We start from the raw sequence: 26,431 nt of genomic DNA on the forward strand, positions 1-26,431 counted from the left end.
CGCCTTTTCTTTTGCTTACTTTTCTTTTGGCGAAGCAAAAGAAAAGTGAGTTGCCGCCGGGCAACCCCCGGCCAGCAACTCCCAGTAGAGGGAGCAGGCGTGCAAGCCGGCACAAGACCCGGCAAAACAACCTCACCGCCCAAGATACACCTCTATAACCCGCTCATCCGCCTGCACCTGGTCAAGAGTCCCTTGTGCCAGCACCGAACCATCACACAAAACTGTGACGATCTCCGAAATCGTCTTGATAAAACTCATATCGTGCTCCACCACCATCAGGGAGTGCTGGCCCTTGAGCGTCAGGAACAGCTCGGCGGTGCGCGCGGTTTCCTCGTCGGTCATGCCGGCGACCGGCTCGTCGAGCAGCAGCAGTTTCGGGTCCTGCATCAGCAGCATGCCGATTTCCAGCCACTGCTTTTGGCCATGGCTCAGGTTGCCGGCCAGGCGGCCCACGCTGTCGGCCAGGTGAATCGTCACCAGCACTTCGGCCAGGCGGTCGCTTTGGGCGGAGTCCAGCCTGAAGAACATCGAGTGCTTCACGCCCTTGTTGGTCTTTAAGGCCAGCTCCAGGTTTTCAAACACGGTGAGCTGCTCGAACACCGTGGGCTTCTGGAACTTGCGGCCTATGCCCAGCTGGGCGATCTCGGCTTCCTTGTGGCGCAGCAAATCAATCGTGCTGCCGAAAAACACCGTGCCTTCATCGGGTCGGGTCTTGCCGGTGATGATGTCCATCATCGTCGTCTTGCCTGCCCCGTTGGGGCCAATGATGCAGCGCAGCTCGCCGGGCGCGATGTCCAGGCTCAGCTTGTTGATGGCCTTGAAGCCGTCAAAGCTCACGCTCACGTCTTCCAGGTACAGGATGCGGCCATGGGTGACGTCGACCTCACCCGTGGGGTGAGCCACGCGGCTGCCACTGGTGCTGCGGCCGCCGGATTCGGTATTGGCCTTGCCGGCTTCGAGTGCGGCGCGGCGCTCTTCAATGCGGCGCGCGCCTTGTTCAAGCAGGTCGGGTGTCATTTCGCACCTCCCTTGCGCAGCTTCTTCACCAGGCCCACCACGCCATCGGGCAGGAACAGCGTGACGCTGATAAACAGCAGGCCCAGAAAGTACAGCCAGAACTCGGGATAAGCCACGGTCAGCCAGCTCTTGGCGCCGTTGACGATAAAGGCGCCCACTATCGGGCCTATCAGGCTCGCACGGCCGCCCACTGCCGCCCAGATGGCGATTTCAATCGAGTTGGCCGGGCTCATCTCACTCGGGTTGATGATGCCGACCTGCGGCACATACAGCGCGCCGGCCACGCCGCACATCACGGCCGAGATCACCCAGATCGTGAGCTTGTAGCCCAGCGGGTTGTAGCCCGAGAACATCACGCGCGTTTCCGCATCGCGTATGGCCTGCAGCACCCGGCCGAACTTGCTGCCCACCAGCCATTTGGCGAACAAAAAGAAGCCCAGCAGCGTGAGCCCCGTCAGCACAAACAGCGTCATGCGCATCGAAGGCGTGGCCAGCGGGATGTTCAAAATGCGCTTGAAGTCGGTAAAGCCGTTGTTGCCGCCAAAGCCCGTCTCGTTGCGAAAGAACAGCAGCATGGCGGCAAACGTCATGGCCTGGGTGATGATGGAAAAATACACCCCCTTGATGCGCGAGCGGAACGCAAAAAAGCCAAACACAAAGGCCACCAGCCCAGGCACCGCCACAATCAGAATCAAGGTCGCCACAAAGCTGTCGCTCAGGGCCCAGTGCCAGGGCAGCGCCTTCCAGTCCAGGAAGACCATAAAGTCCGGTAAGTCGCTTTTGTAATTGCCATCACGGCCAATCTGGCGCATCAAATACATGCCCATGGTGTAGCCGCCCAGCGCGAAGAACACGCCATGCCCCAGCGAGAGGATGCCGGTGTAGCCCCAGATCAAGTCCATGGCCAGCGCGCAGATGGCGTAGCACATGATCTTGCCCAGCAGCGCCACCGCATAGGTGCTCATGTGGAACATGCTGCCCTCGGGCACCCAGAGGTTCAGCACCGGTGCGATGGCGCAGACGGCGATCAGCGCCATCATGAAGGCGCTCCAGCCGCCGCGCGTCAGCAGCGGGCCTTTGGCCGGGAGTTGCACGCGGGAGGCCGCGGTATTCGGGGTTGCCATGGGGGTGCTCATGATCAGGCCTCTGCCGATCTACCCTTCATCGCAAAGATGCCCTGCGGCCGCTTCTGGATGAAGATGATGATGAAAACCAGCACGGCGATCTTGGCCAGCACGGCGCCCGTCCAGCCTTCGAGGAATTTGTTCAGGATGCCCAGGCCCAGCGCGGCATACACGGTGCCGGCCAGCTGGCCCACGCCGCCCAGCACCACCACCATGAACGAGTCCACGATATAACCCTGGCCCAGGTCGGGGCCCACATTGCCCACCTGGCTCAGCGCGCAGCCGGCCAGGCCCGCGATGCCGGAGCCCAGCGCGAAGGCGTAGGTATCGACCCGCGCGGTGTTCACGCCCATGCACGAGGCGATGGGCCGGTTCTGCGTGACGCCGCGCACAAACAGGCCCAGGCGCGTGCGGCTGATCAGCCAGGCCACGCCCAGCAGCACCGCGATGGCAAACACAATGATGATGAGCCGGTTGTAAGGCAGCGAAAGATTGCCCAGCACCTGCACGCCGCCGCTCATCCACACCGGGTTTTCCACACCGACGTTTTGCGCGCCGAAGATGGAACGCACCAGCTGCTGCAGCATCAGGCTGATACCCCAGGTGGCCAGCAAAGTCTCCAGCGGCCGGCCATAGAGGAAACGAATCACCCCGCGCTCCAGCGCCGCGCCCATCAGCGCCGAAGCTAGAAAGGCCACAGGCACCGCCGCCAGCAGGTACCAGTCAAACAGGCCGGGAAAGTATTTCTGGAACACGCCCTGCACCACATAGGTGGCATAGGCGCCAATCATCATGAGCTCGCCATGGGCCATGTTGATCACGCCCATCAGGCCGTAGGTAATCGCCAGGCCCAGCGCCACCAGCAGCAAGATGCTGCCCAGGCTGATGCCGCTGAAAATCGCGCCCAGCTTGTTGCCCCATTCGAGCGATGCCTCCACCTTGGCCAGCGCCGCCTGCAAAGCCACCTTGACGTCGGCATCGGCCTCAGTGCCCAGGCGCTCTATCAGCACGGTCTTGGTATTCGGGTTTTTGCTGCCGGCCAGCTGCGCGGCCGCGGCCAGGCGCTTGGCCTTGTCGCTGCTGCCCAGCAAAATGGCCGAGCGCATCAGCTCCAGCTGGTTTTTGAGCTCGGGCACCGTCTCGGCCGCATAGGCTTTTTCAATCAGCGGCAGGCGGGCTTCGTCGCTTTCCTTGTCCATACTGCCGCCCAGGGTCTTGATCGCATCGCGCCGCTGCTTCTCGTCCTTGGAGAACAGCTTGAGCGCCGCCAGCGCATTGTCAATCTCGCTGCGCATCAAATTGGGGTTGATCACATCCTCGGCATCGGCCGGCAGCGGTGTCTCGGTACCCGTGACCGGGTCATAGGCTTTGTCGTCCTTCACGACAAACACCTTGTCGCCCTTGGTTTTCACCGCGTCGTCAGACAGCGCCTGGATAAAAGCCGCCGTCTTCTCGTCCGCCACAGCCGCCGCCTTGGCAAGCGCATCCACCCGCGCCTCCGTCTCGCCAATGGCCATGCCCTTGACCTCCTCGGCGGTCAAGGCATGGGCGTGGGCTGCTAAAAGGAGCGTGAAGGAGACGGCAAAAAGGTGGCGTAGCAGCATGTGGAAAGAACCTGTAGGTTGGGCGCACACCAGCTTATCGGTGGGGCGCCCAGACTGCAACTTCCTTGGGAAGCGGTCAGACCCTCATCCCAGCCTTCTCCCAGAGGGAGAAGGAGTGAAGTCCGGCCTTCGGGGGTTTTACCCTCTCCCTCTGGGAGAGGGCCAGGGTGAGGGCGCGACGGCCTCCACCCACCCCCCAGCCTCTTACTTCTTCACAGGCTCATCAGGCTTCTTGTCGTTGCCTTCGATGTACGGGCTCCAAGGCTTCGCCTTCACAGGACCAGGCGTCTTCCACACCACATTGAACTGGCCGTCGGCCTTGATCTCGCCGATAAACACCGACTTGTGCAGGTGGTGGTTCTTCTCGTCCATCTTGCTCACGATGCCGGAAGGCGCGTTAAAGGTCTGGCCGGCCATGGCGGCGATCACCTTGTCGGTGTCGGTGGACTTGGCTTTTTCAACCGCCTGCTTCCACATATTGATGCCGATGTAGGTGGCTTCCATCGGGTCGTTGGTCAAAGGCTTGTCGGAGCCGGGGAGCTTCTTGGCCTTGGCGTAAGCGGACCACTTCTTGATGAACTCGGTATTGGCCGGGCTCTTGATGGACTGGAAGTAGTTCCAGGCGGCCAGGTGGCCGACCAGGGGCTTGGTGTCCACACCGCGCAGCTCTTCTTCACCGACCGAGAAGGCCACCACGGGCACGTCCTTGGCCTTGAGGCCGGCATTGCCCAGCTCTTTGTAGAAAGGCACGTTCGAGTCGCCGTTGATGGTGGACACCACGGCCGTCTTGCCGCCTTGCGAGAACTTCTTCACGTCAGCCACGATGGTCTGGTAATCGCTGTGGCCAAAGGGGGTGTATTTCTCGTCGATGTCCTTGTCGGCCACGCCCTTGCTCTTCAAGTAAGCGCGCAGGATCTTGTTGGTGGTGCGGGGATACACATAGTCGGTACCCAGCAGCACCCAGCGCTTGGCGCCGCCGCCGGCCTTGCTCATGAGGTAGTCGACCGCAGGAATCGCCTGCTGGTTGGGCGCCGCACCCGTGTAGAACACGTTCTTGGACAGCTCTTCACCTTCGTACTGCACGGGGTAGAACAGCAGGCCGTTCATTTCTTCGACAACCGGCAGCACCGACTTGCGCGACACAGACGTCCAGCAGCCGAAAATCACGGCCACTTTGTCCTGGCCCAGCAGTTGTTTGGTTTTTTCGGCAAACAGGGGCCAGTTGGAGGCCGGGTCCACCACCACGGGCTCGAGCTTTTTGCCCATCACGCCACCCTTGGCATTGATTTCTTCAATCGCCATCAGGACGGTGTCCTTGAGCGTGGTTTCAGAAATCGCCATGGTGCCCGACAGGCTGTGCAGCACGCCAACCTTGATCGTGTCCTGGGCAAAAGCAGGCACGGCGCCCAGGGCGGCCAGTGCGACGGCGGCGGTCATCGCCTTGAGGGTAAATCGACGTTCTTGCATGGTGGGATCCTCTCCGGTAAATAGATAGGTATGGGGTCAATGAATCGCGTTTCGCTGCGCAAAAGCCAGGAAAAACAAGGCTTTGGCGCAACGATGAGTGGATTCTGGGGACCGGAGGGGGATTGGGGAATACGCCGGGTGGCGTATGTGGGGTGGGCGATATGCTGTGGGGATTCGGCCTGGGGGCCGGCATTTTTCACCTCTTTTTGCCGAAATTCCTGAGCGCCACCTGACCCGCCGCACACTACTATTACCCAGCCATGCTCTTTCGCCTGCATTTACTGCCATGCCTGCTCCTTGCATTCACCTGCTGCACCGCGCGGGCGGCTGACGTGATGGAGCAAGCCCAACTGAAAGTGTTCTTCGTAGATGTCTACCTCTCCACGGCGGCAGATAGCTGCGCGCAGAAATACCCGGAGCTTCGTCAGCAACTACTTGCGGCCCAGCAGGCTTTTCATCAACGCTTGCTACCCGACATTGAACGCGGAAGGGAAGTTGGCCGCGCGCTTGTCGCGCCGAGCGGAAAAGACGTTGACCAGATGGCTCAACGGATTGCGGACCAAAACCTGGCAACGTCCTTCCTGACAACGCCAAGCTCCGGCATTCAGCGCTTGTGTGAAGACATGCTTGGCAAGGGGAAAAGCCCCATGCAGTGGTCCATCGATGACTTTCTTCGACAAGACTTTGAGTCACTCAAAATGGAAGTCGAAAATCGCCAAGGCCTGCCTTGCGACATGATTGCCATAAGTTTCGATCAACTCGCGCATCGTTTCCTCGAACTCCCGAGCACACCCTCCGAGATGCTGGAACTTGCGGGCTCGCTTCTGCGTCTGCAGCTTGGCGATTTGAAGAAAAAAGCCTCCAACTGCCTGGCAGTTCAAGCGCGAGCCGCGGAATACCGAGTTATCCCCAACAAGGACCTGGGGACGGTCGCAGAGTTGCTCGACTCGATGGAGGCCGTACTCGCGCCAGCCTGGGATAGCCGTGCGAAGACGGTGGAGAGCACGACTACTGTCGGCAAGAAAGTTGAGGAATTTCTGGCTACGCGAGTGCAAAAATAAGGCTGCTGATCAGCGGTTAAAACTGATCATCACCACACAAAGAGGTATCCCCCGTGAGCTATCAGCAGAAAATCGATGAAGCGCGGCAACGCGTGGCAGCCGCTAGGGCCAGCGGAGAACTATCTCAGGAGCCGTTGCCTGAAGACGAATCTGAGAATGCCACCGGCAAGCAAAAGCGACTTTCGGTACTTGAGGGAGCTGCCATTGGAATCGGTATGGCTGGTTTGGTCGCGGTTCTGGGTGTTCTGTTTTTTCTTCTTATCGTTATCTCCAGTCTTTGCATCATCTGCAAATAGCGCTCATTACCTGACTATTGGCAATATGTACTTATCGATAGTTATTCCCAAGCGCGGGCGTAGGTCGAGTCATTAGCATCCATAGTCTCGGCTAATTTAATACCAAGCAGCAAAGGAGGGGCGATGGCGACAATAACGAAAGTTGTGCTGAGGAACTTCAAAAGGTTCGAGAAACTGGACCTCCGTCTAAATCCCGGCCTAAATGTCCTGCTTGGCGACAACGAAGCCGGCAAGAGCTCCGTCCTGTTGGCGATCGACCTGACGCTCAGTGCGAGCCGCACGAAATTTGAAACGCTCGGCGTCGAGGCGCTTTTGAGTGCTACCGCCGTATCGCGTTTTTTGGACGGAGCTAGAACTGTGGCCAACCTTCCCAAGGTCCTCATTGAACTCTTTCTCACCCCAGGGGGCGAGCCTCTTTTGTGCGGAAAGAACAATGTCGACGGCGCTGAGTGCGATGGCATCAAAATGGAATGTGCGGTGCCACGCGAACTCGAAGTCGAGGTCGCAGAGTTGCTTCGGGATCGGGAGGCACCTTTCCCATATGAATACTACGTGCCTCGGTTTTCCACTTTCGCCGAGGACTCCCAACTGGGATTCAAAAAATACGTCCGACACCTGCTGATCGACAGCTCTCGGATCGACAGCGAGCAAGCTTCCAAGATCTACACACAATCTCTTTTCAACTCAAACGCCGACCATAAGGCGAAAAACAAACTTGAAGCATCCTATCGCCGCGTCAAGGACGAGTTTCGCGACGAGCATTTGAAACCTATCAACGAGAAGATCCCCGACTTCGCTTTCGGCGTTCGCACAAGCTCGAAGTCGAATCTCGGCACCGACTTGGTAATTCTCGAAGACAACCTTCCGCTGGACATTCGCGGTAAGGGTAGACAGTGCATGGTGAAAATCGATTTCGCTTTGCGCAAAGGTACCGCCGCAAACCCACTGCATCTGCTGCTGCTTGAAGAACCTGAGAACCATCTGAGCCACTCGAACATGCGCAAGCTGGTCGAGCAACTGTCAAAGGTCGAGGGCCGCCAACTTCTAGTCGCGACCCACAGCAGCCTCATCTCCTCCCGGCTGGACCTGCGCAAAGCCGCGCTGCTTGGCGCACCGCCTGGAAAGCAAGGTGCCTTGTCGGGCCTGACTGACGACACCGCCAAGTTCTTCATGAAGGCGCCGGACAACAATGTCCTGGAATTCTCGCTATCGAAGAAAGTGATTCTGGTCGAGGGCGACGCCGAGTTCATATTGCTCGAAGCCCTGTATGCCCGGCATGCCAAAGGGGCGTCGCTTGCCGCAGACCGCGTCCATGTCATTTCGGTGGGAGGCACCAGCTTCAAGCGCTATCTTGAACTCGCAAAGCTTCTGGGCGTAAAGACTGCGGTCGTGCGCGACAACGACAAAGATTGGCAGAAGACCTGCGTCGATAACTACGACGACTATAAGATGGACAACGCGCGCGTGTTTGCGGACGAGGACAACGCTCGCAGCACCTTCGAAATTTGCCTGTATGACGACAACAAGGCTCTCTGCGAGAAGCACCTGGGAGCAGAGCGCAAGACCCTAGGGGTGCGCGAATACATGCTCGCCAATAAGGCCGATGCGGCCTTTCAGCTCCTAGAGAAGGCCGGCGCCGAGCTCGTCGCTCCACAATACATTCAGGATGCGATCGCGTGGATAAGACAGTAACCTTTGCGGTGGCCGGCTCCGGTAAGACGCGCAGCATCGTGGAGAAGATCGCGCCGGGGCGCCGCGCGCTCGTGCTCACCTACACGACCAATACGGAGCAGGATTTGCGCGACCGCATCGCCCTCAAATTTGGAAGTGTGCCCGAGGGCGTCGCAGTGACGACCTACTTCTCCTTCCTCAATCGCTTTTGCTACAAGCCGTTCCTGCAGTCCAACATGCGCAGCCGCGGCATCTCCTTCGCCGCACCAAGCAGGGAGTCCATGCAATTCAGCTTACAAAACAGAGCCCGGTTCATGCAGGGCGACCGGGTGTATCACTGCCGCATGGCGAAACTCCTCAGCGTTAAAGGATGTGTGCCCGAGCTGCAACGTCGACTCGAACGCTACTATGACGATGTCTTTGTCGACGAAGTCCAGGACTTTGGCGGTCACGACTTCAATTTCCTGGTCGAGCTGTCGTCGGCAAAGGTGCGCATGGGGCTTGTCGGTGACTTCTACCAGCACACCTTTTCGACGAGCCACGACGGAAACGTTAACCGATCCCTTCACGCAGACTATGCAGCTTATCGCCAAAGATTCGCGAACGCCGGTTTTAGGGTGGACACCTCGTCCTTGTCGAAGAGCCACCGGTGCAGTAGCGAGGTTTGCAAGCACATAGTGGATTCGATCGGCGTTCCAATCGCATCGGAGGGGGCCGTCGTATCCGACGTCCGTGTTGTCGACTCCGCAGCCGAGGCGGATCGCCTGCATGCCGACCCTAAGACGGTCAAGCTTTTTATGGAGACGCACTGGCGTTATGAATGCTATTCGCACAACTGGGGTGCGTGCAAGGGGCTCGACCATTACCAAGATGTGTGCGTCGTTCTAAACGACAAAAGCTGGCATCAATTCGTCAAGGGCGAATTGGCTCAGGCCAAGCCAATCATTCGCAACAAGCTATACGTAGCTTTCTCCCGCGCAAGAGGAAATCTCTTCATTGCCCCGGAAAAGCTCTTCAAGAAATTCCTTCGCGGCCAATAGTTTATCTATTGCGTGCAAGCCGCGGCCCTGTCGACGTGCTAGCTCTGCTGCGCAGCTTGGATGCATATGTCGCGCCGGGTGACACCGTTCATCAGATGTATGGTGCAGCAGTGCTGTTCGCCGCGGCAAAAAAGCTAACTATCGATAACTGCATATTAGCGCTCGTCAGCTCCACCGCCTCACCTCAAGAACCAACTTAAAACGACATCTCCGCCGCCCGCTTGAAATGCGCGAATCCTGCCTTGCGGAACACTTCGGCCAGCCTCACCCCCGGAGCGCGGACACAAGCCACTCCTCAAACAACCGAATACCCCTCTGCTCCCGCCGCTGCGGCGGATAGGTCAGAAAGTAGCCGTTCCCGCTGTCGACCTCAATGTCAAAGGGCTTGACCACCTTGCCCGAAGCGATGAGGTCGGTGAATAGCGCGGCATCGGCAATCGCCACACCCAGGCCGCGCTCGGCGCTTTGCACGCACATGTCCACCGTGTCAAACAGCTGCTCACGCGCGCCCTGCAGGTCCGGCACGCCGGCGCCGCGCAGCCAGGTCAACCATTCGTGGTGCCGGGCCGTGGCATGCAGCAGGGTCGCGCCGGCCAGGTCGGCCGGCTCGCGCAGGCCGGCGGCCAGCTGCGGTGCACACAGGGGCACCAGGCGCTCGCGCATCAGTGGCACCTCGACCAGCTGGGGCCAGCCGCCCTTGCCATGGGCAATGATGACGTCGGCATCGGTGTTGCTGAAATCGGGCGCATCGGTCCAGTGGGTGGCCACGCGGATTTCAGTCCCCGGTAGCGCGGCCTGCAGCGCCGGCAGGCGCGGCAAAAACCACCTGACGGCCATGGTGGGCGGGAACTGGACCCTGAGCACATCTGCTGCGCCGCGCCGCACGCGCGTGCTGGCTTGGGCCAGGGTTTCCAGCGCCTGCCGCACCGGTGCCAGCAGCTGCTGGCCTTCCGCGGTAAGCGTCAGGCCGCGGGCCACGCGCACAAACAGCGGGCAGCCGTAATACTCTTCCAGCAACTGCACTTGCCGGCTCACCGCGCCCTGCGTCAGGTTGAGCCGGGTGGCCGCCCCTGTGAAGCTGCCGCAGTCGGCGGCGGCCAAAAAGGCCTGCAGGGCATAGAGGGGCGGCAAGGCGGGCATGGGCGCAGTTTATCGTGGCGGCCCAGTGGCGACATGGTGGCGGCAGCCATGCGCGCCGCACATGGCTGACCCCAAAATCTTTCGATGGTGCTGCGGTGCGGGCGCTCCTACGATGGCGCCCTGTTTGTTTATTCATTCACTCATTCCAACAAGTCGCCGCACACACCATGGTCATCAGTTCGAACGCAATCGCTTATATCGACGTCATTAACCGCTACCTGGCCCTGCTGGCCGCGGGAGACGTGCGGGGCATTGTGTCGCTGTTCAGCCCGCGGGGGATGGTGAACTCGCCCTTTCTGGGGGTGCAGCCGGCGGGGGAGTTCTTTGACCAGCTCAAGGCGGCCACGCGGCGCAGCGTGCTGGAGGATGCCGAGGTGTTTGTGAGCGCGGCCGGCTCGCGCCGGGCTTCGGTCTCATTCACCTACCTGTGGGAGCTGGCCGACGGCGCGCAGGTGAGCTTTCGCTGCGTGGATATTTTTGATTTTGACGAGCAGGGCCTGATTGAGGCCATGACGATTGTTTACGACACGGCGCCGATACGCGCGGAAGTGGGCGACAAGTACCGCCGCGCGCAAACCGTTTGATTCATTCACCCCGACCCCAAGTCACCCCAAGTCATCCCAACCCCAAGGAGAGCCACCATGCCCAAGATGATTTTTGTGAACCTGCCCGTGAAGGACCTTGCCGCCGCGATACGTTTTTACAAGGCCATAGGCTGCGAGCAGAACATGCAGTTCAGCAACGAGCAGGCCGCGATGATGGTCTGGTCGGAGACGATCAGCTTCATGCTGCTGACGCACGAGTACTTCGGGACCTTCACCTCGAAACGCATCAGCGACGCGCAGCAGAGCTGCGAAGTGCTGCTGGCCCTGTCGCGCGACAGCCGCGAAGAGGTGGACGCCATCAACCAAGCCGCGGCGGCCACCGGCGGCAAGGCCGACGTTCGCCCGCCGCAGGACATGGGCTTTATGTATTCGCGCGCCTTCCAGGACCCGGACGGCCACGTGTTCGAGCCGGTGTGGATGGACATGGCGGCTGCGCAAGCCGCTGCGTAGGCAGATACGTAGCCAGGCTTTGTCGAATTCTCCGGCCCCCGTTCGTCGTGCTTGTGTCAGCCACACGAACGGCCTCAGGGCCTGTTCCTTTTTTTAACCCAAGGAGAAATCGATGAAGTTCCTGCGCACCCTTTTCGCCCCGCTGCTCGGCGCCGCGATGGCCCTTGCCGCCCTCCTCCCGGTCACCTCTCACGCCCAGGAAAGCAAGCCCGTCAAGAGCGGTTACCTCAGCGTCAACGGCGTCAACTACCACTACGAAGTCCACGGCAAGGGTGAGCCCTTGCTGTTGCTGCATGGCGGCCTGGGCCAGTTCGAGATGTTCGGGCCGGTGCTGGCGGGGCTGGTCAAGACCCGCCAGGTCATAGGCGTTGACCTGTATGGGCACGGCCGCACGGCGCTGACCGACAGGCCCGTGAGCCTGGTCGACATGGGCGATGACATGGCGCAGATCATCCAGCAGCTGGGCTACGGCCAGGTGGATGTGATGGGGTATTCCATGGGCGGGGGTGTGGGCTTTCGCCTGGCGGTGCAACACCCCGAGCGTGTGCGGCGCCTGGTGCTGGTGTCGGCCGGTTATGCGCAGGACGGCTTCTTCCCCGAAATGCTGCCCCTGCAGGCGCAGGTGGGCGCGGCCATGGCCGACATGATGAAGGAGACGCCCATGTACAAGTCGTATGTGGCGGTGGCGCCGCGCCCGCAGGATTTCCCCAAGCTGCTGGACCAGATGGGCGCCATGATGCGCAAACCCTATGACTATTCGGAAGACGTGAAGAAACTCGCAATGCCGGTGATGCTGGTGTACGGCGACAGCGATATGTACCGCCCCGAGCACATCGTGAAGTTTTACCAGCTGCTGGGCGGCGGGCTGAAGGACGCGGGCTGGGGCCGGGAAAACATGGCCAAGAACCGGCTGGCGATATTGCCGGGGTACACGCACTACGACCTGTTCCTGGCGCCCGCCCTGGTGCCGACGGTGCTGCCTTTCCTCGACGGGAAGAGCAATACGGCCAGCTGGGCGCAGCAGGTGAGTGGGCAGAAGTAAGGGAGACCCCAAGCGAACATAATGGGTGACGCCCACATGGGCCAAGGCCAACAAAGGGCGATATGAAGCTTTCTCAATTTCTCACGGACCGCGTCGAGGATATTCTGGCGGAGTGGGAGGCTTTCGCGAAAACGCTCGGGCCCGCCGCAGCCCTCATGAGCAGCGCGGCGCTGCGCGACCACGCTTCCCAGATGATCAAGGCCATCGCGCTCGACATCGACAGCCTCCAGAGCGACGCCCAGCAGACGGCCAAGTCGCAAGGCGACGCGCCTTTGAAGTTTCCCAACAGCGCCGCGTCCATGCATGGGACGCTGCGCGACGTCAGCGGTTTCTCCCTGGTGCAGCTCACGGCGGAATTCCGCGCACTGCGCGCGAGCGTGCTGCGCCTTTGGCTGCCCCATGTGCGCGCGTTCACCGAGGAAGTCCACGAGGACCTGATGCGCTTTAACGAAGCGGTGGACCAGGCCCTGGCCGAGTCGGCAGTGACCTTCTCGGAACACAACGAGAAGACGCGCGAGCGCTTCCTGGCGATCCTGGGCCACGACCTGCGCACGCCTCTTTCAGCCATCAGCCTGACCGGCGCGCTGCTGGCGCGGTCGACCTCGGTGGAGGGCAACGCGGCGATGGGCAAGAGACTGGTTCGAAGCGCGGCCACGATGTCGACGATGGTCAATGACTTGCTGGAATATTCGCGCAGCCAGCTGGGCGGCAAGATGCCCATGGCGCCGTCGCCTTCGGACATGGGCGACATCGCGCAAGCGGCCCTGCACGACGCGGCGTCGGCACATCCCGATTGCGCTTTTGAGTTCCACTCGGACGGCGACCTGTCGGGCGTTTTCGATGACGTCCGGCTGCAGCAGGTCATCGTGAACCTGCTCACCAACGCGGCCCAGTACCGGGCCAGGGGGACGGCCGTCACCCTGAATGTGGAAGGCGAGCAGGACGAGGTCGCCATCACCGTGACCAACCGCGGGCCCGCCATCCCCGCCGAGGCCCTTAAAACGATTTTCAGCGCGATGGTGCAGCTTCCGGTCGACGGCGAGCAGCCCGGCCGCCCCCGCACCAGCCTGGGCCTGGGGCTGTTCATCGCGCGGGAGACCACTCTTGCTCACGGCGGCACCATCGAGGTCAGCTCCAACGATGTTGACGGCACCACCTTCACCGTGCGCATTCCCCGGGAGCCGGCCGCACCCAAAACGCAGAGCTGAACACTGGAGGCCTCCGCGCCAGCGTCTCGGTGCTTGCCCGGGCACGACGTGCGGCTCGGTCAGGCGAGAAGCACCGCACAAAGGTCGGCTTTTCAACAACTGCGAAAAGAGCTGCCGGATGTCGAATTGGCCTCCTCCCGAACGTCGTACTGGAAGATGTGCGGAAAACCGCCCGTCCGGCACGCCACAAGACATTACGTAAAGGAGAAAGCGCCATGCCCCCAACAACGACCCCGACCATCACAGCCTTTGAACGCTCGCCCGACCGCGGCAGGGGCCTGGCGCGCGACATGCGCGTGCGCTGGGCGCTTGAAGAAGTCGGCCAGGCTTACGAGGTGCGCCTGGTGTCCTTCGCGGCGATGAAGCAGCCCGCGCACCTGGCCTTGCACCCTTTCGGGCAGATTCCGACCTATGAGGAAGGCGGGCTGGCGCTGTTCGAATCGGGCGCCATCGTGCTGCATATCGCGGAGCAGCACGCGGGCCTGTTGCCCGCCGACGCGAATGCCCGCGCCCGCGCGATCGCCTGGATGTTTGCCGCGCTCAATACGGTGGAGCCGCCGATTGTGGAGCGCAGCATGGCCTTCATCTTCGAGCAGGACAAGCCCTGGTATGCCGAACGCCAACCCATGCTGGAGGAGCGCGTGCACACACGGCTGGGCGAGCTTTCAAAACACCTGGGCGATGTGGGTGATGCCGACTGGCTGGACGGCGCCTTCAGCGCGGGCGACCTGCTGATGGTGACGGTGCTGCGCAGGCTGGAGAGCTCGGGCCTGCTGACGCAATATCCGACGCTGTCGGCCTATGTCGCGCGGGCTGTGGCGCGGCCGGCTTACCAGCGGGCTTTTGCGGCGCAGCTGGCGGTGTTTACGGGTTCGTCAGCGGGCGGCTGACGAGATCGGCTTTGGGCGGGTGTGAACTCGCTGCAGGCCAGCGTTCATGTCTGCTATGGGCCCGATGCGGCCACTATTAAGATGACAGCTTTGGGCCAGAAGCGGACATCTGAGCAATGAACAAGCGCGTATCCCTGTCCAGATTCGAATCTGATCTTGAGGGCATGTCTGGAAACATCACTCTTTATCGGCGGGGGATTAACGAGTTTTACTTATCCCAGTACTCCTGGATTTATGGCCAACTCGAATCTGTACGGCCCAAGCTCGAAGCCATAGGCATGTACCAACGCTGTAGAGATGCGCTGCAGCAGGTTGAGGTCTGGGTAACCCAAGGCCCAGAGCACGACGAAGAGAGTGTGGATTTATTGCTTGCTGTGGGGCGCGAGTTGGCCCGTGCTTCAGGCAGCCATGAGAAATGGCAGCGCCGCTTCAAGGCCCAAAACGACGAGTAGGCACACTACTTGTTGGTGTCTGCTAAGGGCCCGTTGCAGTCACCGGTGTCCCCGTTCCGAAGTTGATCTGCGGCGACTTCTATCGCAGAAATAAGCTCATACGGAAGAATTTGAATGGCCCGGACTTTTGCAGGTGCCCTTTGCCTTTTCCATGTCAGCCAAAGTCGGGACTGGATCGGTAGCAGAAAGCAAAGATAGTCGTCAGTTGTGGGCCCCCAGTCGAGCACCCTTAGGGTCGTATGCAGGTTTCCTGAGGAAACGCGCTCGAATGCATCGTCTATGCCAAGCCCCATTAGTTCTGCTTCATGTTTAAGGAAATTCAATTCCGTCTTGAGATGGTCTCTGCTGCGAATCAAGTGGGTTAAGAACGCTTCGGGATAGACAAAGGGGTCGTCACCAGTCAAACGTTCGCCATCAATCCAAATTTCCACGCGGCGAAGCTGATCTACGTACTCACCAACAGAAATTTCAAGCTTGCTTTCCATTTTCTTATTTCACTTGAGTCAACGTGATTGCCGAATGTCCGCTTCTGGCTGAAAGCGGCCGTCAAGAGGCGTTACGCACCCCGGCTGAATACGGATCGCGACTGCAACACGCCCACGTCACCGCAGATTCAATATAAAAGTCCTTCATGCCGATAGCGCAGGAAATGGGTGGGCCGCCCGGCACCGCGGTGCAGAACGGTGGGACCTTTGCCGCCGCGGGTTTGACGGCTCCGTTCTTGCCTTCCGCTTTAGGAGCTGCGACGGCCTGCGTAGTTGTTAACAGCGCGGCCAATGTGAGGGCAAGGGCGGTGAGCACGCGATGCAGGGTTTTGTGCGACATACTTTCTCCAAGGGTGAAGGGTGAAGGGTGAAGGGTGAAGGGTGAAGGGTGAAGGGGGGAACGGCAGTTTTGGCAGTTTTGATCCGCTGCTAATCTGGGCGAGCCAGTGGGCTAAATGTAGGCCAGCCAACACGTAAAAAAACCCTCCGATTAGGGGAGGGTTTGCTTAACGTCACAAAGATCGCGGTGTTATCAATGGGTTTTATGAGACAGCAAGCTTGATTCAGCGGCTTCACCGGATGTACGCCGCCAATTCGTCCGGGCTTCCTTCTGGGAAAGCCTCTTTGAGAAAGTTCAGGAAGGCGGACACCCGGGCACTCAGCAGGCGGCGCGAAGGATAGAGCGCCCACAGCGCAACCTCGGGCCCCGAGACGTCTCCCCATTGCACCAGCGTTCCGGCCGCCAGGTCGGGGATGACCAGCGACAGGGGAAGGCGTGCCGCACCGACGTTCGCACGGACCGCGTCGCGAACCATGAAGAGCGATGCCAGGCTCAGGACAGGCTGGACCGTCAGGCGCTTCTTTCTTCCCTTCTCCGTGAATTCCCAGACGTCCGTCTGTTCGCCGATGGCGCCTCCCCGCAGCACGACCGGAACGGGTGCACTGCCCGCAGGCCGGGGAAGCCCGGGGTGCGCCACCATCACGATCCGGTCTCTCAGGAAGATCCGGCCGACCAGGCTTTCGTCTGGAGCCGGGTTGACGCGAATCACCAGGTCGTAGCCCTCTTCCACCATGTCCACGGGGCGGTCTTCCGTCGTGACTTCCAGGCGGATGGCGCGATGTTTCATGGCGAACTGGGCTGCGAGCTTTCCCATGGCGGCCTGCGAGAAGAGCAGCGGCGCACTCACCCGCAACCTTCCCCGGGGTTCGTCTCCACCGGAGGCGATCGCCGCCGTTGTCTCATTGAGCTCGGCGAGCAGTACGGAGGTCTTCTCGAACAGCGCCCGCCCTTCCTCGGTGAGCTTGAGCGCGCGCGCTCCCCGCTCGAAGAGGCGCAGGTTGAGGCCGCTTTCCAGGTCGGCCACCCGGCGGGACAGGGTGGCCTTGGGGCGCCCTGATTCGCGGGAGGCCCGCCCAAAGCCGCCATGCCGGGCGACAAGCGTGAAGTCAGCAAGAGCCAGTAAGTCCATGTGTTCCACCAGTGAGACAGATTGTCTAAATATAACGTCTATCGGACATTTGGCGAAACGATGAAGATCAAGGCTCTTTCAAACCAAACGGAGTAATTTTCATGACCATCCTGATCACCGGCGCCACCGGCAACGTCGGCCGCCAAGTTGTCCAGCAACTCGTCAACCGGGGCGCAGATGTGCGGGCACTCGTTCGTGACCCCTCAAAAGCCAACTTTCCGGCGAGTGTGAATGTGGTGCAGGGCGACCTGCTCGACGTGGACTCCATGCGCCTGGCCTTCAAAGGCGTTTCCACCCTGTTTTTGCTCAATGCGGTGGTGCCCGATGAATTCACCCAGGCCCTGATTGCGCTCAACCTGGCACGCGAGGCAGGCATAGACCGCATCGTTTACCTGTCGGTGATTCACAGCGACAAGTACCTGAACGTTCCCCACTTCGCCGGCAAGTTCGGCGTCGAGCGGATGCTGGAGCAGATGGGCTTAGCCGCCACCATCCTGCGGCCGGCCTACTTTATGGACAACGAGCACAGCATCAAAGACGTGGTGACGGGCTACGGCGTGTACCCCATGCCTATCGGAAGCAAGGGCCTGGCCATGATTGATGCGCGCGACATCGGCGAGATCGCGGCCATCGAGTTGCTGCGCCGCGAACGCGCGTCCGGCCCGCTGCCCCTGGAGCGGATCAACCTGGTCGGCCCCGACACGCTGACCGGAGACGCTGTCGCCGCGATCTGGTCCAGCGTTTTGAACCGCCCCATCACCTATGGCGGCGACGACACGGCCGCCTTCGAGAAGAACCTGCGCAACTTCATGCCCGCATGGATGGCGTATGACATGCGCCTGATGAGCGAGCGCTTCCTGACGGAGGGCATGGTTCCCGAAGCGGGCGATGTTGAGCGCCTGACCCAGCTGCTGGGCCGCCCGCTGCGCTCGTACCGCGACTTCGCCGCTGAAATTTCGGCACCGGTCTGAGCGTTGGCCTTCAACACTTCAAAACTTCAACCAAGGAAACCATCATGATCTATTCGACCGCCACCGCCCAGGTCAACCCACCAGGCGAGCTACCCCTCACGCGCGCCCAGGTGTGGGCCGGCCTGGTCCTCAAGGCGCGCGACGCGCGGCTCTTTTTGCCGCCCGGCCTTTGCACTTATTGCGAGGTCGTGGAAGAGAGCAAGACCCACATCGTGCGCGAAGCCACCATCGCCGGCACGGACGTGCGTGAAATCATCACCTTTGAGCCGCAGACCAAGGTGACCTTCTTCCAGGCCACCGGCCCGCGCGAAGGCGCGATTGTCAACGAACTGTTTGAAGACGCATCGGGAAACCTCCAGCTTCGTTTCTATTGCTACATCGGCCTTCGCGGCAAGGAGCCGAATGGCCCCGAAGAGCAGGCCGAACAGGCGCAATTCGACAGCGACAAGGGCTACAAGGCAGCCCTGCTGTCAACGCTCAAACGCACGCGCGAATTGCTCGCCGAAGGCAAGCTGTCACTGTCAGGAGCTGCGCAATGAACGCCGTCAACACTGTGCAATCCGATCTTGCACGCCAGAAAATCCTGGTGATCGGCGCCACAGGCGGCACGGGCCGGCTGATCGTCAAGCAAGCCCTCGCACGGGGGTTTGCGGTTCGGGTACTCGTGCGCTCACCCGCAAAGGCAAGTGGCCTGGAGGGCGCCGAGGTCTTCATCGGTGACGCCCGCGATGAAGCCGTGCTGCGCAAGGCGCTGGAGGGCCGGGATGCCGTGGTGAGCGCCCTGGGCACGCCGGTCAGCCCGTTCAAAGAGGTCACGCTCCTGTCTTCGGCAACGAAGGCGCTTGTGAACGCCATGAAGGCTGCCGGGGTCTCGCGCCTGGTGTGCATCACCGGCATGGGGGCGGGCGACAGCGCCGGTCATGGCGGGTTAGCTTTCGACCGGCTGATTTTTCCCGCCCTCTTGCGCAAGGTGTATGCCGACAAGAACCGGCAGGAAGCGATCGTCAAGGACAGCGGCCTGGACTGGGTGCTGGTGCGTCCTTCGGTGCTGAATGACAAGCCCGCCAGGCACGAGATGCGCGCCCTCACGGATCTTTCTGGTTTTCATGGCGGGACGATCGCCAGGGCCGACGTCGCGAGCTTTGTCCTGGACCAGGTGCACAGCAACACCTGGCTGGGCCGCGCACCGCTTATTAGCTGGTGAACCGCACTAACTCTCAACAAGGAAGCAAACATGAAATCCGCCGCAGCAATAGTAGCCACGACGATTGAGGCATCCAGGGAAAAGACCTTCCTGCATATCGTCCCTATAGCCCTCGCATCGATCTTTACCGGGTACGGCCCGCTCCCGTCGGTAACGAAGACGCTGAACCAGACCGGCCCGTGGGATGCCGCGGGCCGGACCCGAACCGTGGTCTTCTCTGACGGAAGTTCCGCCCGGGAGACACTGACAAGCTACGAATACCCGAGCCGCTTCGCCTACCGCATCACGGAATTCACGGGGGTGCTGCGCTTTCTCGCCAGCGAGGCACGCGGCGAGTGGTGGTTCGAAAGCGTGCCGGGCCGTTCCGCAACGTCTATTCGCTGGCGCTACGAGTTCATCAGCCGATCGGCCATCCTGAAGCCTCTGGTCAGCCTCTTTACGCGGAGCTTGTGGCGTGGGTATATGGGTAAGGCGCTGCGTTTATCCAAGGCGCAGGTGGAGGGCTAGCAAGGCGAACTGTTTGTGCATACGCGCGGGAATAGCCGGGGTAGCCGGGGCAGCCGCCGGTAAGATGACCGTTTTCGGCCAGAAGCAGACATCAGAACCCGCAGGGCGCATTTATAGTGCTTCGGCGCAGCACGGTAGGCGGCAAGAATGAACGCTGACGGCGCACTGCCGAAAGTGCAATCGGGTCGACGGCTGGAGGAGCCTTCATAATTAAGGCCTTCCCCCGCTTGTTTGAGATGCCTACCTTCCGTCATGAATAAATTCTCGCTGCAACAACAGGTGCTGAAACGGCTCGCCGAAGACCTGCTGCAAGCCGAAGATGCAGTGCGGGTGGCACACGAAACGGCGACCCACGCAGAAAATATCGCCGAAAACAAATACGACACATTGGGACTCGAAGCCGCCTACCTGGCCACCGGCCAAGTTCGGCGCGCCGAAGCCATCCGCCAGGCGATGGCCAAGTGGCGCCAATTCCGCCCGCGTCCCTACGACGCCAGCAAAGGGATACAGCTCGGCGCGCTGGTCTGCCTGGTCGATTCCGACGACAAGCAGCAACAGCTCTTTCTCGGCCCGGATGGGGGCAGCATGCAGTTGGGCAGCGGCACTCAGCTGGTTCAGGTCATCAGCATGGAAGCCCCTTTGGGCAGGGCCATGCTGGGCAAATGCGAGGGTGATGATGTGTCGATACAGGTCGCTGCAATCGGACAGCAGTTTGAGGTGCTGCGGGTTCATTGAGCCGTAAACGACTCATCTGGGCCCAAAGCGGTCTTTGCACATCCTTCCACGCAAACCTTCATTTCAGGCGGCAGGCTGGAGAGCTCGGGCCTGCTGGAACAACATCCGACGCTGTCGGCCTATATCGCGCGCGGCGTGGCGCGGCCGGCTTACCGGCGGGCCTTTGAGGCGCAACATTGCGTGTGCGCCTTGGAAACTTACTCCGCCGTCTCGCCCGAATCCTTGATCACTTTCCCCCAGCGCGCCATTTCCGCCTGAACATAGGCTTTGTGGCCGGCTGCGCTGAGCCTGGCATCGGTCACAAGATGCAAGCCCAGCGCTTCCTGGCGCTTGATCAGGTCCGGGTCCTTGAGGGCTTCGCGCAGCGCGGCATTGAGCCTGGCCAGAACCTCCGGCGGTGTGCCGCGCGGCGCATACACGCCATGCCAGACCGTCACGTTAAAGTCCGCGAGGCCGGCTTCGGCCAATGTGGGCGTTTGCGCCAGTGAGGGCAGGCTCAGGCGCTCCTTGCTGCTGACGCCATACACCTTCACTTTTTTGCCCTCGATTTGCGGCACGGCGTTGGTCGCCTGTTCGCACATCAGGTCTACCTGCCCGCCTATCAAATCCGTCATGGCGGGGGCGGTTCCCTTGTAGGGGACCGCCACCATTTTGGACTTGAGCGCACTTTGCAGCATCAAGCCGCACAGGTGTGAAGCCGACCCGACACCCGCGTTGGCCAGGTTCACACGGCCGCCGGAATCCGCGATCCATTTGCGCAGTTCGGCAAGGTTGTTGGCCGCGAGTGTCGTGCGGCCGATCAGCACGGAGGGCGCTTCGTTGACCAGGCCCAGGTACTCGAAGTCCTTGAGGGTGTCATAGGGCAGTTTTTTATAAAGGGCCGGGGCGGTTGCAAGGCCGATGTGATGCACCAGCAGGGTATAGCCGTCGGCCTTGGCGCGGGCAACGCGCGCCGCGCCAATGGTTCCGCCGGCGCCGGCGGTGTTGTCGACGATGACGGTCTGGCCCAGCGGCTTGCGCAGTGCTTCGGCCAGGTCGCGCGCGATTTTGTCGCTGGGCCCGCCGGCGGCGAAGGGCACGACCAGCGTTACCGGCTTGTCCGGGTATTGCGCCCAAACCGCCGACACACCCGACACCGCCGACAGGACCAGCAACACCGAAACAAGAACCCGTTTGAACATCCACTTATTGTTCTTCATGTTTTGTCTCCTTTTGTAGTCGTTCACCGCCGACCGCTATCCGCCAATCGCTCATCACTAATGGCTAATGGCTAATGGCTAATGGCTAATGGCAAATCGTTGGCCGCCAGCAGCATCAGGCGGAAAGGGCTTGCATCTGCGCGTAAAGGTCCGCCTTGCCTTCAAAGCCAATACCAGGCAGTTCAGGCAAGCTTACATGGCCGTCGATCACCTTGACGCCATCGGGGAAACCGCCGTAGGGCTGGAACAGGTCGGGATAGCTTTCGTTTCCGCCAAGGCCCAGGCCGGCTGCGATGTTGAGGGACATCTGGTGCCCGCCATGGGGAATGCAACGCGCGGGCGACCATCCGAACTGCTTGAGCACGTCGAGCGTGCGCAGGTATTCAACCAGGCCATAGGACAGCGCGCAGTCGAATTGCAGCCAGTCGCGATCGGGGCGCATGCCGCCATAACGCAGGAGGTTGCGAGCGTCCTGGTGCGAGAACAGGTTCTCGCCGGTGGCCATGGGGCCGGGATAGAACTCTGAAATTGCCGCCTGCAAGGCGTAGTCGAGCGGGTCGCCGATCTCCTCGTACCAGAACAGCGGAAACTCGCGGAGCATCTTGGCATAAGCAATGCCGGTTTCCAGGTCGAAGCGGCCGTTGGCATCCACCGCAAGCCGGCCCTCTGAGCCGATCTCTTTCAAGACCGCCTCAATGCGCGCCCGGTCTTCATCGATGGAGGCGCCGCCTATCTTCATCTTGACCACGTTGTAGCCGCGATCCAGGTAGCTGCGCATCTCGGCGCAGAGCGCCTCGTTGCCTTTGCCCGGGTAGTAATAGCCGCCGGCAGCGTAGACAAAAACGCGCGGATTGGCCTCGCGCCCATGCCGCTCGGCCAGCATGCGGAACAGGGGTTTACCCTCGATCTTGGCGACCGCATCCCAGACCGCCATATCAAGCGTGCCCACGGCAACGGAGCGTTCGCCATGGCCGCCGGGTTTTTCGTTGCTCATGGCGGCCGCCCAGACCTTGGCGGGGTCGATGTTGGTGCCTTTGGCGTCGATCAGGCTTTCGGGTGCCGCGTCAAGAATGCGGCCGAGGAAGCGCTCGCGGATCAGCCCACCCTGCCCGTAACGGCCGTTGGAGTTAAACCCGTAGCCCACCACCGGCTTGCCGTCACGGATTACGTCGGTGATGACGGCCACCAGGCTTAAGGTCATCTTGCTGAAGTCGATGTAGGCGTTGCGGATGGGGGAACTGATGGGGAGGGTCTTCTCCCTGATTTCAACGATTCTCATGGCGGTCTCTATGACGGGTTGTGATGATGGTCGTTATGATCGCGAAGGCTGCCGCATTTGACCAATGCTGTTTTTCTTTTCTTCAATGCTTTCAAAGCACCGGGCATGAATTTCTCCTGGCTAGAAGACTTTTCCGCGCTGGCCGCGACGGGTAACTTCTCCCGCGCGGCCGAAGAGCGCCACATGACGCAGCCTGCTTTCGGACGCCGGGTGCGCGCCCTGGAAGAGTGGATAGGCACGGAGCTGTTTGACAGAAGCTCGCAGCCAGTCCGGCTGACCGAAGCCGGACGGTGGTTTCAGGGCGTTGCCAATGATTTGACGGCCCAGGTGGCCCGCGTGCCGGGCGAGGCCAGGATCATTGCGGAAGCCAGTTCACATTCCCTGCGCTTTGCCGCAACGCACGCGCTGTCGTTTACCTTTATGCCGGCCTGGCTGCGGAGTTTTGAAGCGCACACCATGGCCGGAACCATGCACCTGGAGTCCGACGTGCTGGCGCGCTGCGAGGCGCTGATGGAGCAAAGCAAGGTGCAGTTTGTGGTGTGCCATGCCCACCCTGACGCGCCGGGCGGCCTTGAGGCCGGCGGTTTTCCCTCGATTCAAATTGGCGCCGACTACCTGATGCCGGTGACGGCGCTTGATGCCTCAGGCCGGCCCCTGCACGCACTGAAAACGGGCAAGACGCCGGTATCCCTTCTCGGCTACAGCGCCGAATCGGGGCTTGGCCGCATCCTGCGCGAAACAAGGTTTGAGGCCATGGAGAAGGTCTCCACACAAACAGTGTTCACCGCGCACCTGGCCTCTGTGTTGAGAACCATGGTCCTCGAAGGCCGCGGCGTGGCATGGCTGCCGCAAACACTGATTCACGACGACCTGGCAACGGGCCGTGTGGTCGAAGCGGGAGTGCCTGCGTTGCGCGTTCCGCTGGAGATCAGGCTCTTCCGCTCCCGCAATGCAATGGGGCGGGCCGCGGAGGCGCTTTGGGAGGCTGTGACGAGGGCGGGGGGCCCTGCTTCCTGACGCCCCTCGCGTCCGCTACTGGCTTAAGTCGCAACCGGCCCAAGCCGTCATCGGGTCGCTGCACGGCGCACCCGCTCCATCGCTTCCGCAGAGGCGCTAAAGCCGAGTTTGGAGAAAAACTCGCGCGCTCCTTCGCGCCCCGCACGAAGTACCCACGTCACCTGCGGTTCGTCGCCGACGATTCGCTCAACCAGCTGGGTCCCAATGCCTTGACCCCGGCAAGACGCTTCCACCACGACCATGGAAAGATACCCATTGGACAAGCCGTCGGTGATGGCCCGGGCGAACCCGATGACTCGGCTCCCGTCCACAGCGACGATGACCCGCTGGGATGCAACGACCAGTTCTCGTAAATAGTCCATCGAAGGAATTCGATGCTGCCATCCATTGGCAGTTAGAAGCCGAAACACGTCTGAGGCATCGGCCTGCTGAAAGGATCTGATTTGCATAAATGTCCGCTTCTGGGCGAGAGTCGTCGGGCCGGGCCAAGGCACTGGCAGAATGCTTGTCATTCGATCGGCGACTGTAGACCCATATGGGTGAACATCCAGGAAGCGCCCCCTCAAATGCGCCAATGGACTACCTCCGGCACGCCACTTCGCCATTCTCAACAAGACCCCGACATCAGCTGAATATCAGCCAAGCACAGGCCAAGGGATTCCACACGCATGAAAAACTTACTCGGTTTGATTTACAGCAACGAGGCCGGCCTCATTGAAGAGGTGCGATCCTGTATTGCCCAAGGAGAAGACGTTAACAGAGTCACCGATCATGGTGAGTCCGCGCTTCGGGTTGCGTCCAGGCTTGGCCGGTTTGACGTGGTCGAGGTGCTGCTCAATGCCTCGGCTGATCGGGGCCAGCTCAAATGGAGCAAGACGATTTACGAAGTGGTCTATGGCACGCCGGCCAGCATCAGGAAGTCGGTTGAGGAGAATGGCGACCTTGAGACGGTTGACCACTGGGAGCGAACACCCTTTCTGGTCGCGGTTCAGCTTGGCGACATAGAGAAAGCCCAGCTGCTGCTGGACCTGGGTGCCAATCGACTGGCCACAGGGCGATGCGGAAGGACGCCCATGCAATACGCAGTTCAACAGAACAACCTGGCGATGCTGAAATGGCTGGTGGACCAGGGATTCGACATCGAAGCCACCGATGAGTTCATGGATACGCCTTTGCTGGAGGCTGCCTCGCAAGGCATGGTTGACTGCGTGAAATTTTTGATCGAATGCGGGGCGGATATTCATAAGGCCGACTCCATTCCACAGAAGCCCATTGAAGTTGCAGCGAATATGGAAGTTGTTCGCATGCTGGTGAGCCACGGCGCCGACATCAACGACATCAGCTCGGAGATGCACGCCAGCTTGCTCGGGGTTGGGCATGATTCAGAACCGGAAGTTTCGCCCGACGACTATGCGGCGGGAAAAAATCGCCGGTTCGGCACTGGAAACCCGGAGCAAATCAAGAACCCCTTCTGGCTTGCAATGGTTCGTTCGGGGGCGTCTGCCTGGAAGGCGAGCGAGAAATTCGCGGACGCAAGCGCCGGGGAACGCGAACCGGTGTGGTGCTACCAGCGGTTCGGAAGGTCCACCACCGTTCTGGACGACGGCCGCATCATTGAGATCGCCGGGGAACACGAGGACTACTACGACCCGGACTTTTGCATTTACAACGATGTGACCGAGTTCAGGCCTGACGGGTCTATCCGCATCTTTGGGTACCCGGAAGACGTTTTTCCTCCGACGGACTTTCACACCGCCACGCTGATGGGCGATGCCATTCTGATCGTGGGTTGCCTCGGTTACTCAGGAGGCCGGCAGTTTGGGCACACGCCCGTCTATCGCTTGAGCCTCGCAAACTTCGAGATCCAGAAAATTGAAACCAGCGGCGATCACCCGGGGTGGATTCACAGGCACAAAGCCAGGCTTGACGGCCAAGGCCGCCTGATAGTTTCAGGTGGGGAAATCGAGCAAGGCTTGAAGACACCGGCCCTTGAAAACATCGATGAATGGGTGCTGGACCTCACGACCTGGGTATGGACGCGCAGCACGAACCGTCGCTGGCCCCAGTGGACATTTGCGCGACTCGACGGAAAACAGAATCACTTATGGGAGATCCGGCACACTCTCTGGACACGCAATGCAAACTGGACGGAAAAGTTCCAGAGCGATATGCAGCGGCTTTCAGAAAAATTGGGCCATGAACCCGACCTTGACGCGGTGGCGTCCATTTACCGGGTGGATGGACTGACATCCGATGTCCAGCTGAAGAAAGGTGAAGACAGACTCCTCAAGGTATTTGTGGACGGCGTTGCCATTCGCATGAAAGAGGGGCACTGGTGTGTACAGGTCATGGTGGAGGGCGAGCTGCCTGAGGCAACGCTGAAGGCATACAAGGAGGGCGTTCTTGCCAATCTTGCCCGCCTGGAAGGCGCGGCCTGGCATGTCGGCAAGCCTGGCGGCGAAGAGCCGATGTCATGACAGCCATTTCGCCATTTCGCC

28 protein-coding genes are annotated in these 26,431 nt (G+C 60.7%); 17 read left to right on the forward strand and 11 right to left on the reverse strand.

Annotated elements, in window-relative coordinates; genetic code table 11:
* Window positions 1-132 precede the first annotated feature (132 nt).
* The 4 genes from urtD to urtA all read right to left on the reverse strand — a co-directional run bounded on the left by urtD (window position 133) and on the right by urtA (window position 5,212).
* Complete coding sequence (gene urtD, locus ACEN8I_RS00005; RefSeq protein ID WP_413325010.1) at window positions 133-1,017, reverse strand: urea ABC transporter ATP-binding protein UrtD; 885 nt, start codon at window positions 1,015-1,017, stop codon at window positions 133-135.
* Complete coding sequence (gene urtC / locus ACEN8I_RS00010) at window positions 1,014-2,153, reverse strand: urea ABC transporter permease subunit UrtC (RefSeq protein ID WP_413325012.1); 1,140 nt, start codon at window positions 2,151-2,153, stop codon at window positions 1,014-1,016. The genes urtD and urtC overlap by 4 nt, the downstream gene beginning before the upstream one ends.
* A 2-nt stretch (window positions 2,154-2,155) precedes the next feature.
* Window positions 2,156-3,745 (reverse strand): urea ABC transporter permease subunit UrtB, encoded by a 1,590-nt coding sequence (gene urtB, locus ACEN8I_RS00015; RefSeq protein ID WP_413325014.1) that lies wholly within the window; start codon window positions 3,743-3,745, stop codon window positions 2,156-2,158.
* Window positions 3,746-3,949: 204 nt separating this feature from the next.
* Window positions 3,950-5,212 carry an urea ABC transporter substrate-binding protein gene (urtA, locus tag ACEN8I_RS00020; RefSeq protein ID WP_413325016.1) on the reverse strand — a complete coding sequence of 421 codons (1,263 nt, stop codon included), beginning with the start codon at window positions 5,210-5,212 and terminating at the stop codon, window positions 3,950-3,952.
* A 260-nt stretch (window positions 5,213-5,472) separates the two neighbouring features.
* Here urtA and ACEN8I_RS00025 point away from each other — a divergent pair, with 260 nt between their 5' ends.
* The 4 genes from ACEN8I_RS00025 (at window position 5,473) to ACEN8I_RS00040 (ending at window position 9,280) form a co-directional block, all read left to right on the forward strand.
* Window positions 5,473-6,273, forward strand: coding sequence for a hypothetical protein (locus ACEN8I_RS00025; RefSeq protein WP_413325018.1), 801 nt, complete (start codon window positions 5,473-5,475; stop codon window positions 6,271-6,273).
* A gap of 53 nt (window positions 6,274-6,326) precedes the next feature.
* A complete protein-coding gene (locus ACEN8I_RS00030; protein WP_413325020.1) occupies window positions 6,327-6,569 on the forward strand; it encodes a hypothetical protein in 243 nt (80 codons plus the stop codon).
* Between the two features lie 123 nt (window positions 6,570-6,692).
* On the forward strand, window positions 6,693-8,261 hold the full coding sequence (locus tag ACEN8I_RS00035; protein WP_413325022.1) for an ATP-dependent nuclease: 1,569 nt from the start codon (window positions 6,693-6,695) through the stop codon (window positions 8,259-8,261).
* A complete protein-coding gene (locus ACEN8I_RS00040) occupies window positions 8,246-9,280 on the forward strand; it encodes a DNA helicase UvrD (RefSeq protein ID WP_413325024.1) in 1,035 nt (344 codons plus the stop codon). The genes ACEN8I_RS00035 and ACEN8I_RS00040 overlap by 16 nt, the downstream gene beginning before the upstream one ends.
* 264 nt (window positions 9,281-9,544) lie before the next feature.
* On the opposite strand, the gene ACEN8I_RS00045 is transcribed toward ACEN8I_RS00040, so the two are convergent.
* On the reverse strand, window positions 9,545-10,420 hold the full coding sequence (locus ACEN8I_RS00045) for a LysR substrate-binding domain-containing protein (protein ID WP_413325026.1): 876 nt from the start codon (window positions 10,418-10,420) through the stop codon (window positions 9,545-9,547).
* Between the two features lie 167 nt (window positions 10,421-10,587).
* Between ACEN8I_RS00045 and ACEN8I_RS00050 the strand changes: the two genes are divergently transcribed.
* From ACEN8I_RS00050 to ACEN8I_RS00075, 6 genes are all read left to right on the forward strand, one after another.
* Window positions 10,588-11,004: a nuclear transport factor 2 family protein gene (locus ACEN8I_RS00050; RefSeq protein WP_413325028.1), complete on the forward strand. Its 417-nt coding sequence runs from the start codon at window positions 10,588-10,590 to the stop codon at window positions 11,002-11,004.
* 57 nt (window positions 11,005-11,061) lie between these two features.
* Window positions 11,062-11,475: a VOC family protein gene (locus ACEN8I_RS00055; RefSeq protein WP_413325030.1), complete on the forward strand. Its 414-nt coding sequence runs from the start codon at window positions 11,062-11,064 to the stop codon at window positions 11,473-11,475.
* Window positions 11,476-11,587: 112 nt separating this feature from the next.
* A complete protein-coding gene (locus ACEN8I_RS00060) occupies window positions 11,588-12,517 on the forward strand; it encodes an alpha/beta fold hydrolase (protein WP_413325032.1) in 930 nt (309 codons plus the stop codon).
* A 62-nt stretch (window positions 12,518-12,579) separates the two neighbouring features.
* Window positions 12,580-13,725: a sensor histidine kinase gene (locus tag ACEN8I_RS00065; RefSeq protein WP_413325034.1), complete on the forward strand. Its 1,146-nt coding sequence runs from the start codon at window positions 12,580-12,582 to the stop codon at window positions 13,723-13,725.
* Between the two features lie 215 nt (window positions 13,726-13,940).
* Complete coding sequence (locus ACEN8I_RS00070; RefSeq protein ID WP_413325036.1) at window positions 13,941-14,615, forward strand: glutathione S-transferase family protein; 675 nt, start codon at window positions 13,941-13,943, stop codon at window positions 14,613-14,615.
* A 116-nt stretch (window positions 14,616-14,731) separates the two neighbouring features.
* Window positions 14,732-15,067, forward strand: coding sequence for a hypothetical protein (locus tag ACEN8I_RS00075; protein WP_413325038.1), 336 nt, complete (start codon window positions 14,732-14,734; stop codon window positions 15,065-15,067).
* Window positions 15,068-15,072: 5 nt separating this feature from the next.
* On the opposite strand, the gene ACEN8I_RS00080 is transcribed toward ACEN8I_RS00075, so the two are convergent.
* The 3 genes from ACEN8I_RS00080 to ACEN8I_RS00090 form a co-directional block, all read right to left on the reverse strand.
* On the reverse strand, window positions 15,073-15,552 hold the full coding sequence (locus tag ACEN8I_RS00080) for a hypothetical protein (protein ID WP_413325040.1): 480 nt from the start codon (window positions 15,550-15,552) through the stop codon (window positions 15,073-15,075).
* Window positions 15,553-15,613: 61 nt separating this feature from the next.
* Window positions 15,614-15,892: a hypothetical protein gene (locus tag ACEN8I_RS00085; protein WP_413325042.1), complete on the reverse strand. Its 279-nt coding sequence runs from the start codon at window positions 15,890-15,892 to the stop codon at window positions 15,614-15,616.
* A 232-nt stretch (window positions 15,893-16,124) separates the two neighbouring features.
* Window positions 16,125-17,021 (reverse strand): LysR family transcriptional regulator, encoded by an 897-nt coding sequence (locus ACEN8I_RS00090; RefSeq protein WP_413325044.1) that lies wholly within the window; start codon window positions 17,019-17,021, stop codon window positions 16,125-16,127.
* A gap of 101 nt (window positions 17,022-17,122) precedes the next feature.
* Here ACEN8I_RS00090 and ACEN8I_RS00095 point away from each other — a divergent pair, with 101 nt between their 5' ends.
* From ACEN8I_RS00095 to ACEN8I_RS00115, 5 genes are all read left to right on the forward strand, one after another.
* The gene (locus ACEN8I_RS00095; protein ID WP_413325046.1) at window positions 17,123-17,992 is read left to right on the forward strand and encodes an SDR family oxidoreductase; all 870 of its coding nucleotides are present in this window, start codon (window positions 17,123-17,125) and stop codon (window positions 17,990-17,992) included.
* 44 nt (window positions 17,993-18,036) lie between these two features.
* Complete coding sequence (locus ACEN8I_RS00100) at window positions 18,037-18,531, forward strand: SRPBCC family protein (protein ID WP_413325048.1); 495 nt, start codon at window positions 18,037-18,039, stop codon at window positions 18,529-18,531.
* On the forward strand, window positions 18,528-19,196 hold the full coding sequence (locus ACEN8I_RS00105) for an NAD(P)-dependent oxidoreductase (protein WP_413325050.1): 669 nt from the start codon (window positions 18,528-18,530) through the stop codon (window positions 19,194-19,196). The genes ACEN8I_RS00100 and ACEN8I_RS00105 overlap by 4 nt, the downstream gene beginning before the upstream one ends.
* 30 nt (window positions 19,197-19,226) lie before the next feature.
* Window positions 19,227-19,703: an SRPBCC family protein gene (locus ACEN8I_RS00110; protein WP_413325052.1), complete on the forward strand. Its 477-nt coding sequence runs from the start codon at window positions 19,227-19,229 to the stop codon at window positions 19,701-19,703.
* Window positions 19,704-19,955: 252 nt separating this feature from the next.
* Window positions 19,956-20,438: a GreA/GreB family elongation factor gene (locus tag ACEN8I_RS00115; RefSeq protein WP_413325054.1), complete on the forward strand. Its 483-nt coding sequence runs from the start codon at window positions 19,956-19,958 to the stop codon at window positions 20,436-20,438.
* Window positions 20,439-20,635: 197 nt separating this feature from the next.
* Here ACEN8I_RS00115 and ACEN8I_RS00120 read toward each other — a convergent pair whose 3' ends face one another.
* Window positions 20,636-21,637 carry a tripartite tricarboxylate transporter substrate-binding protein gene (locus tag ACEN8I_RS00120; RefSeq protein WP_413325056.1) on the reverse strand — a complete coding sequence of 334 codons (1,002 nt, stop codon included), beginning with the start codon at window positions 21,635-21,637 and terminating at the stop codon, window positions 20,636-20,638.
* Between the two features lie 115 nt (window positions 21,638-21,752).
* Window positions 21,753-22,916, reverse strand: a complete 1,164-nt coding sequence (locus tag ACEN8I_RS00125) for a mandelate racemase/muconate lactonizing enzyme family protein (RefSeq protein WP_413325058.1) — start codon at window positions 22,914-22,916, stop codon at window positions 21,753-21,755.
* 105 nt (window positions 22,917-23,021) lie between these two features.
* Between ACEN8I_RS00125 and ACEN8I_RS00130 the strand changes: the two genes are divergently transcribed.
* On the forward strand, window positions 23,022-23,933 hold the full coding sequence (locus tag ACEN8I_RS00130) for a LysR family transcriptional regulator (protein ID WP_413325060.1): 912 nt from the start codon (window positions 23,022-23,024) through the stop codon (window positions 23,931-23,933).
* A gap of 47 nt (window positions 23,934-23,980) precedes the next feature.
* Here the strand turns inward: ACEN8I_RS00130 and ACEN8I_RS00135 are convergent, their stop codons facing one another.
* Window positions 23,981-24,382 (reverse strand): GNAT family N-acetyltransferase, encoded by a 402-nt coding sequence (locus ACEN8I_RS00135; protein ID WP_413325063.1) that lies wholly within the window; start codon window positions 24,380-24,382, stop codon window positions 23,981-23,983.
* Between the two features lie 219 nt (window positions 24,383-24,601).
* On the opposite strand from ACEN8I_RS00135, the gene ACEN8I_RS00140 reads away from it, so the two are divergent.
* On the forward strand, window positions 24,602-26,410 hold the full coding sequence (locus ACEN8I_RS00140; protein WP_413325066.1) for an ankyrin repeat domain-containing protein: 1,809 nt from the start codon (window positions 24,602-24,604) through the stop codon (window positions 26,408-26,410).
* Window positions 26,411-26,431: the final 21 nt, after the last annotated feature.

The sequence above is a fragment of the Polaromonas sp. CT11-55 genome (assembly GCF_047303325.1).
GTDB lineage: Bacteria > Pseudomonadota > Gammaproteobacteria > Burkholderiales > Burkholderiaceae_C > Polaromonas.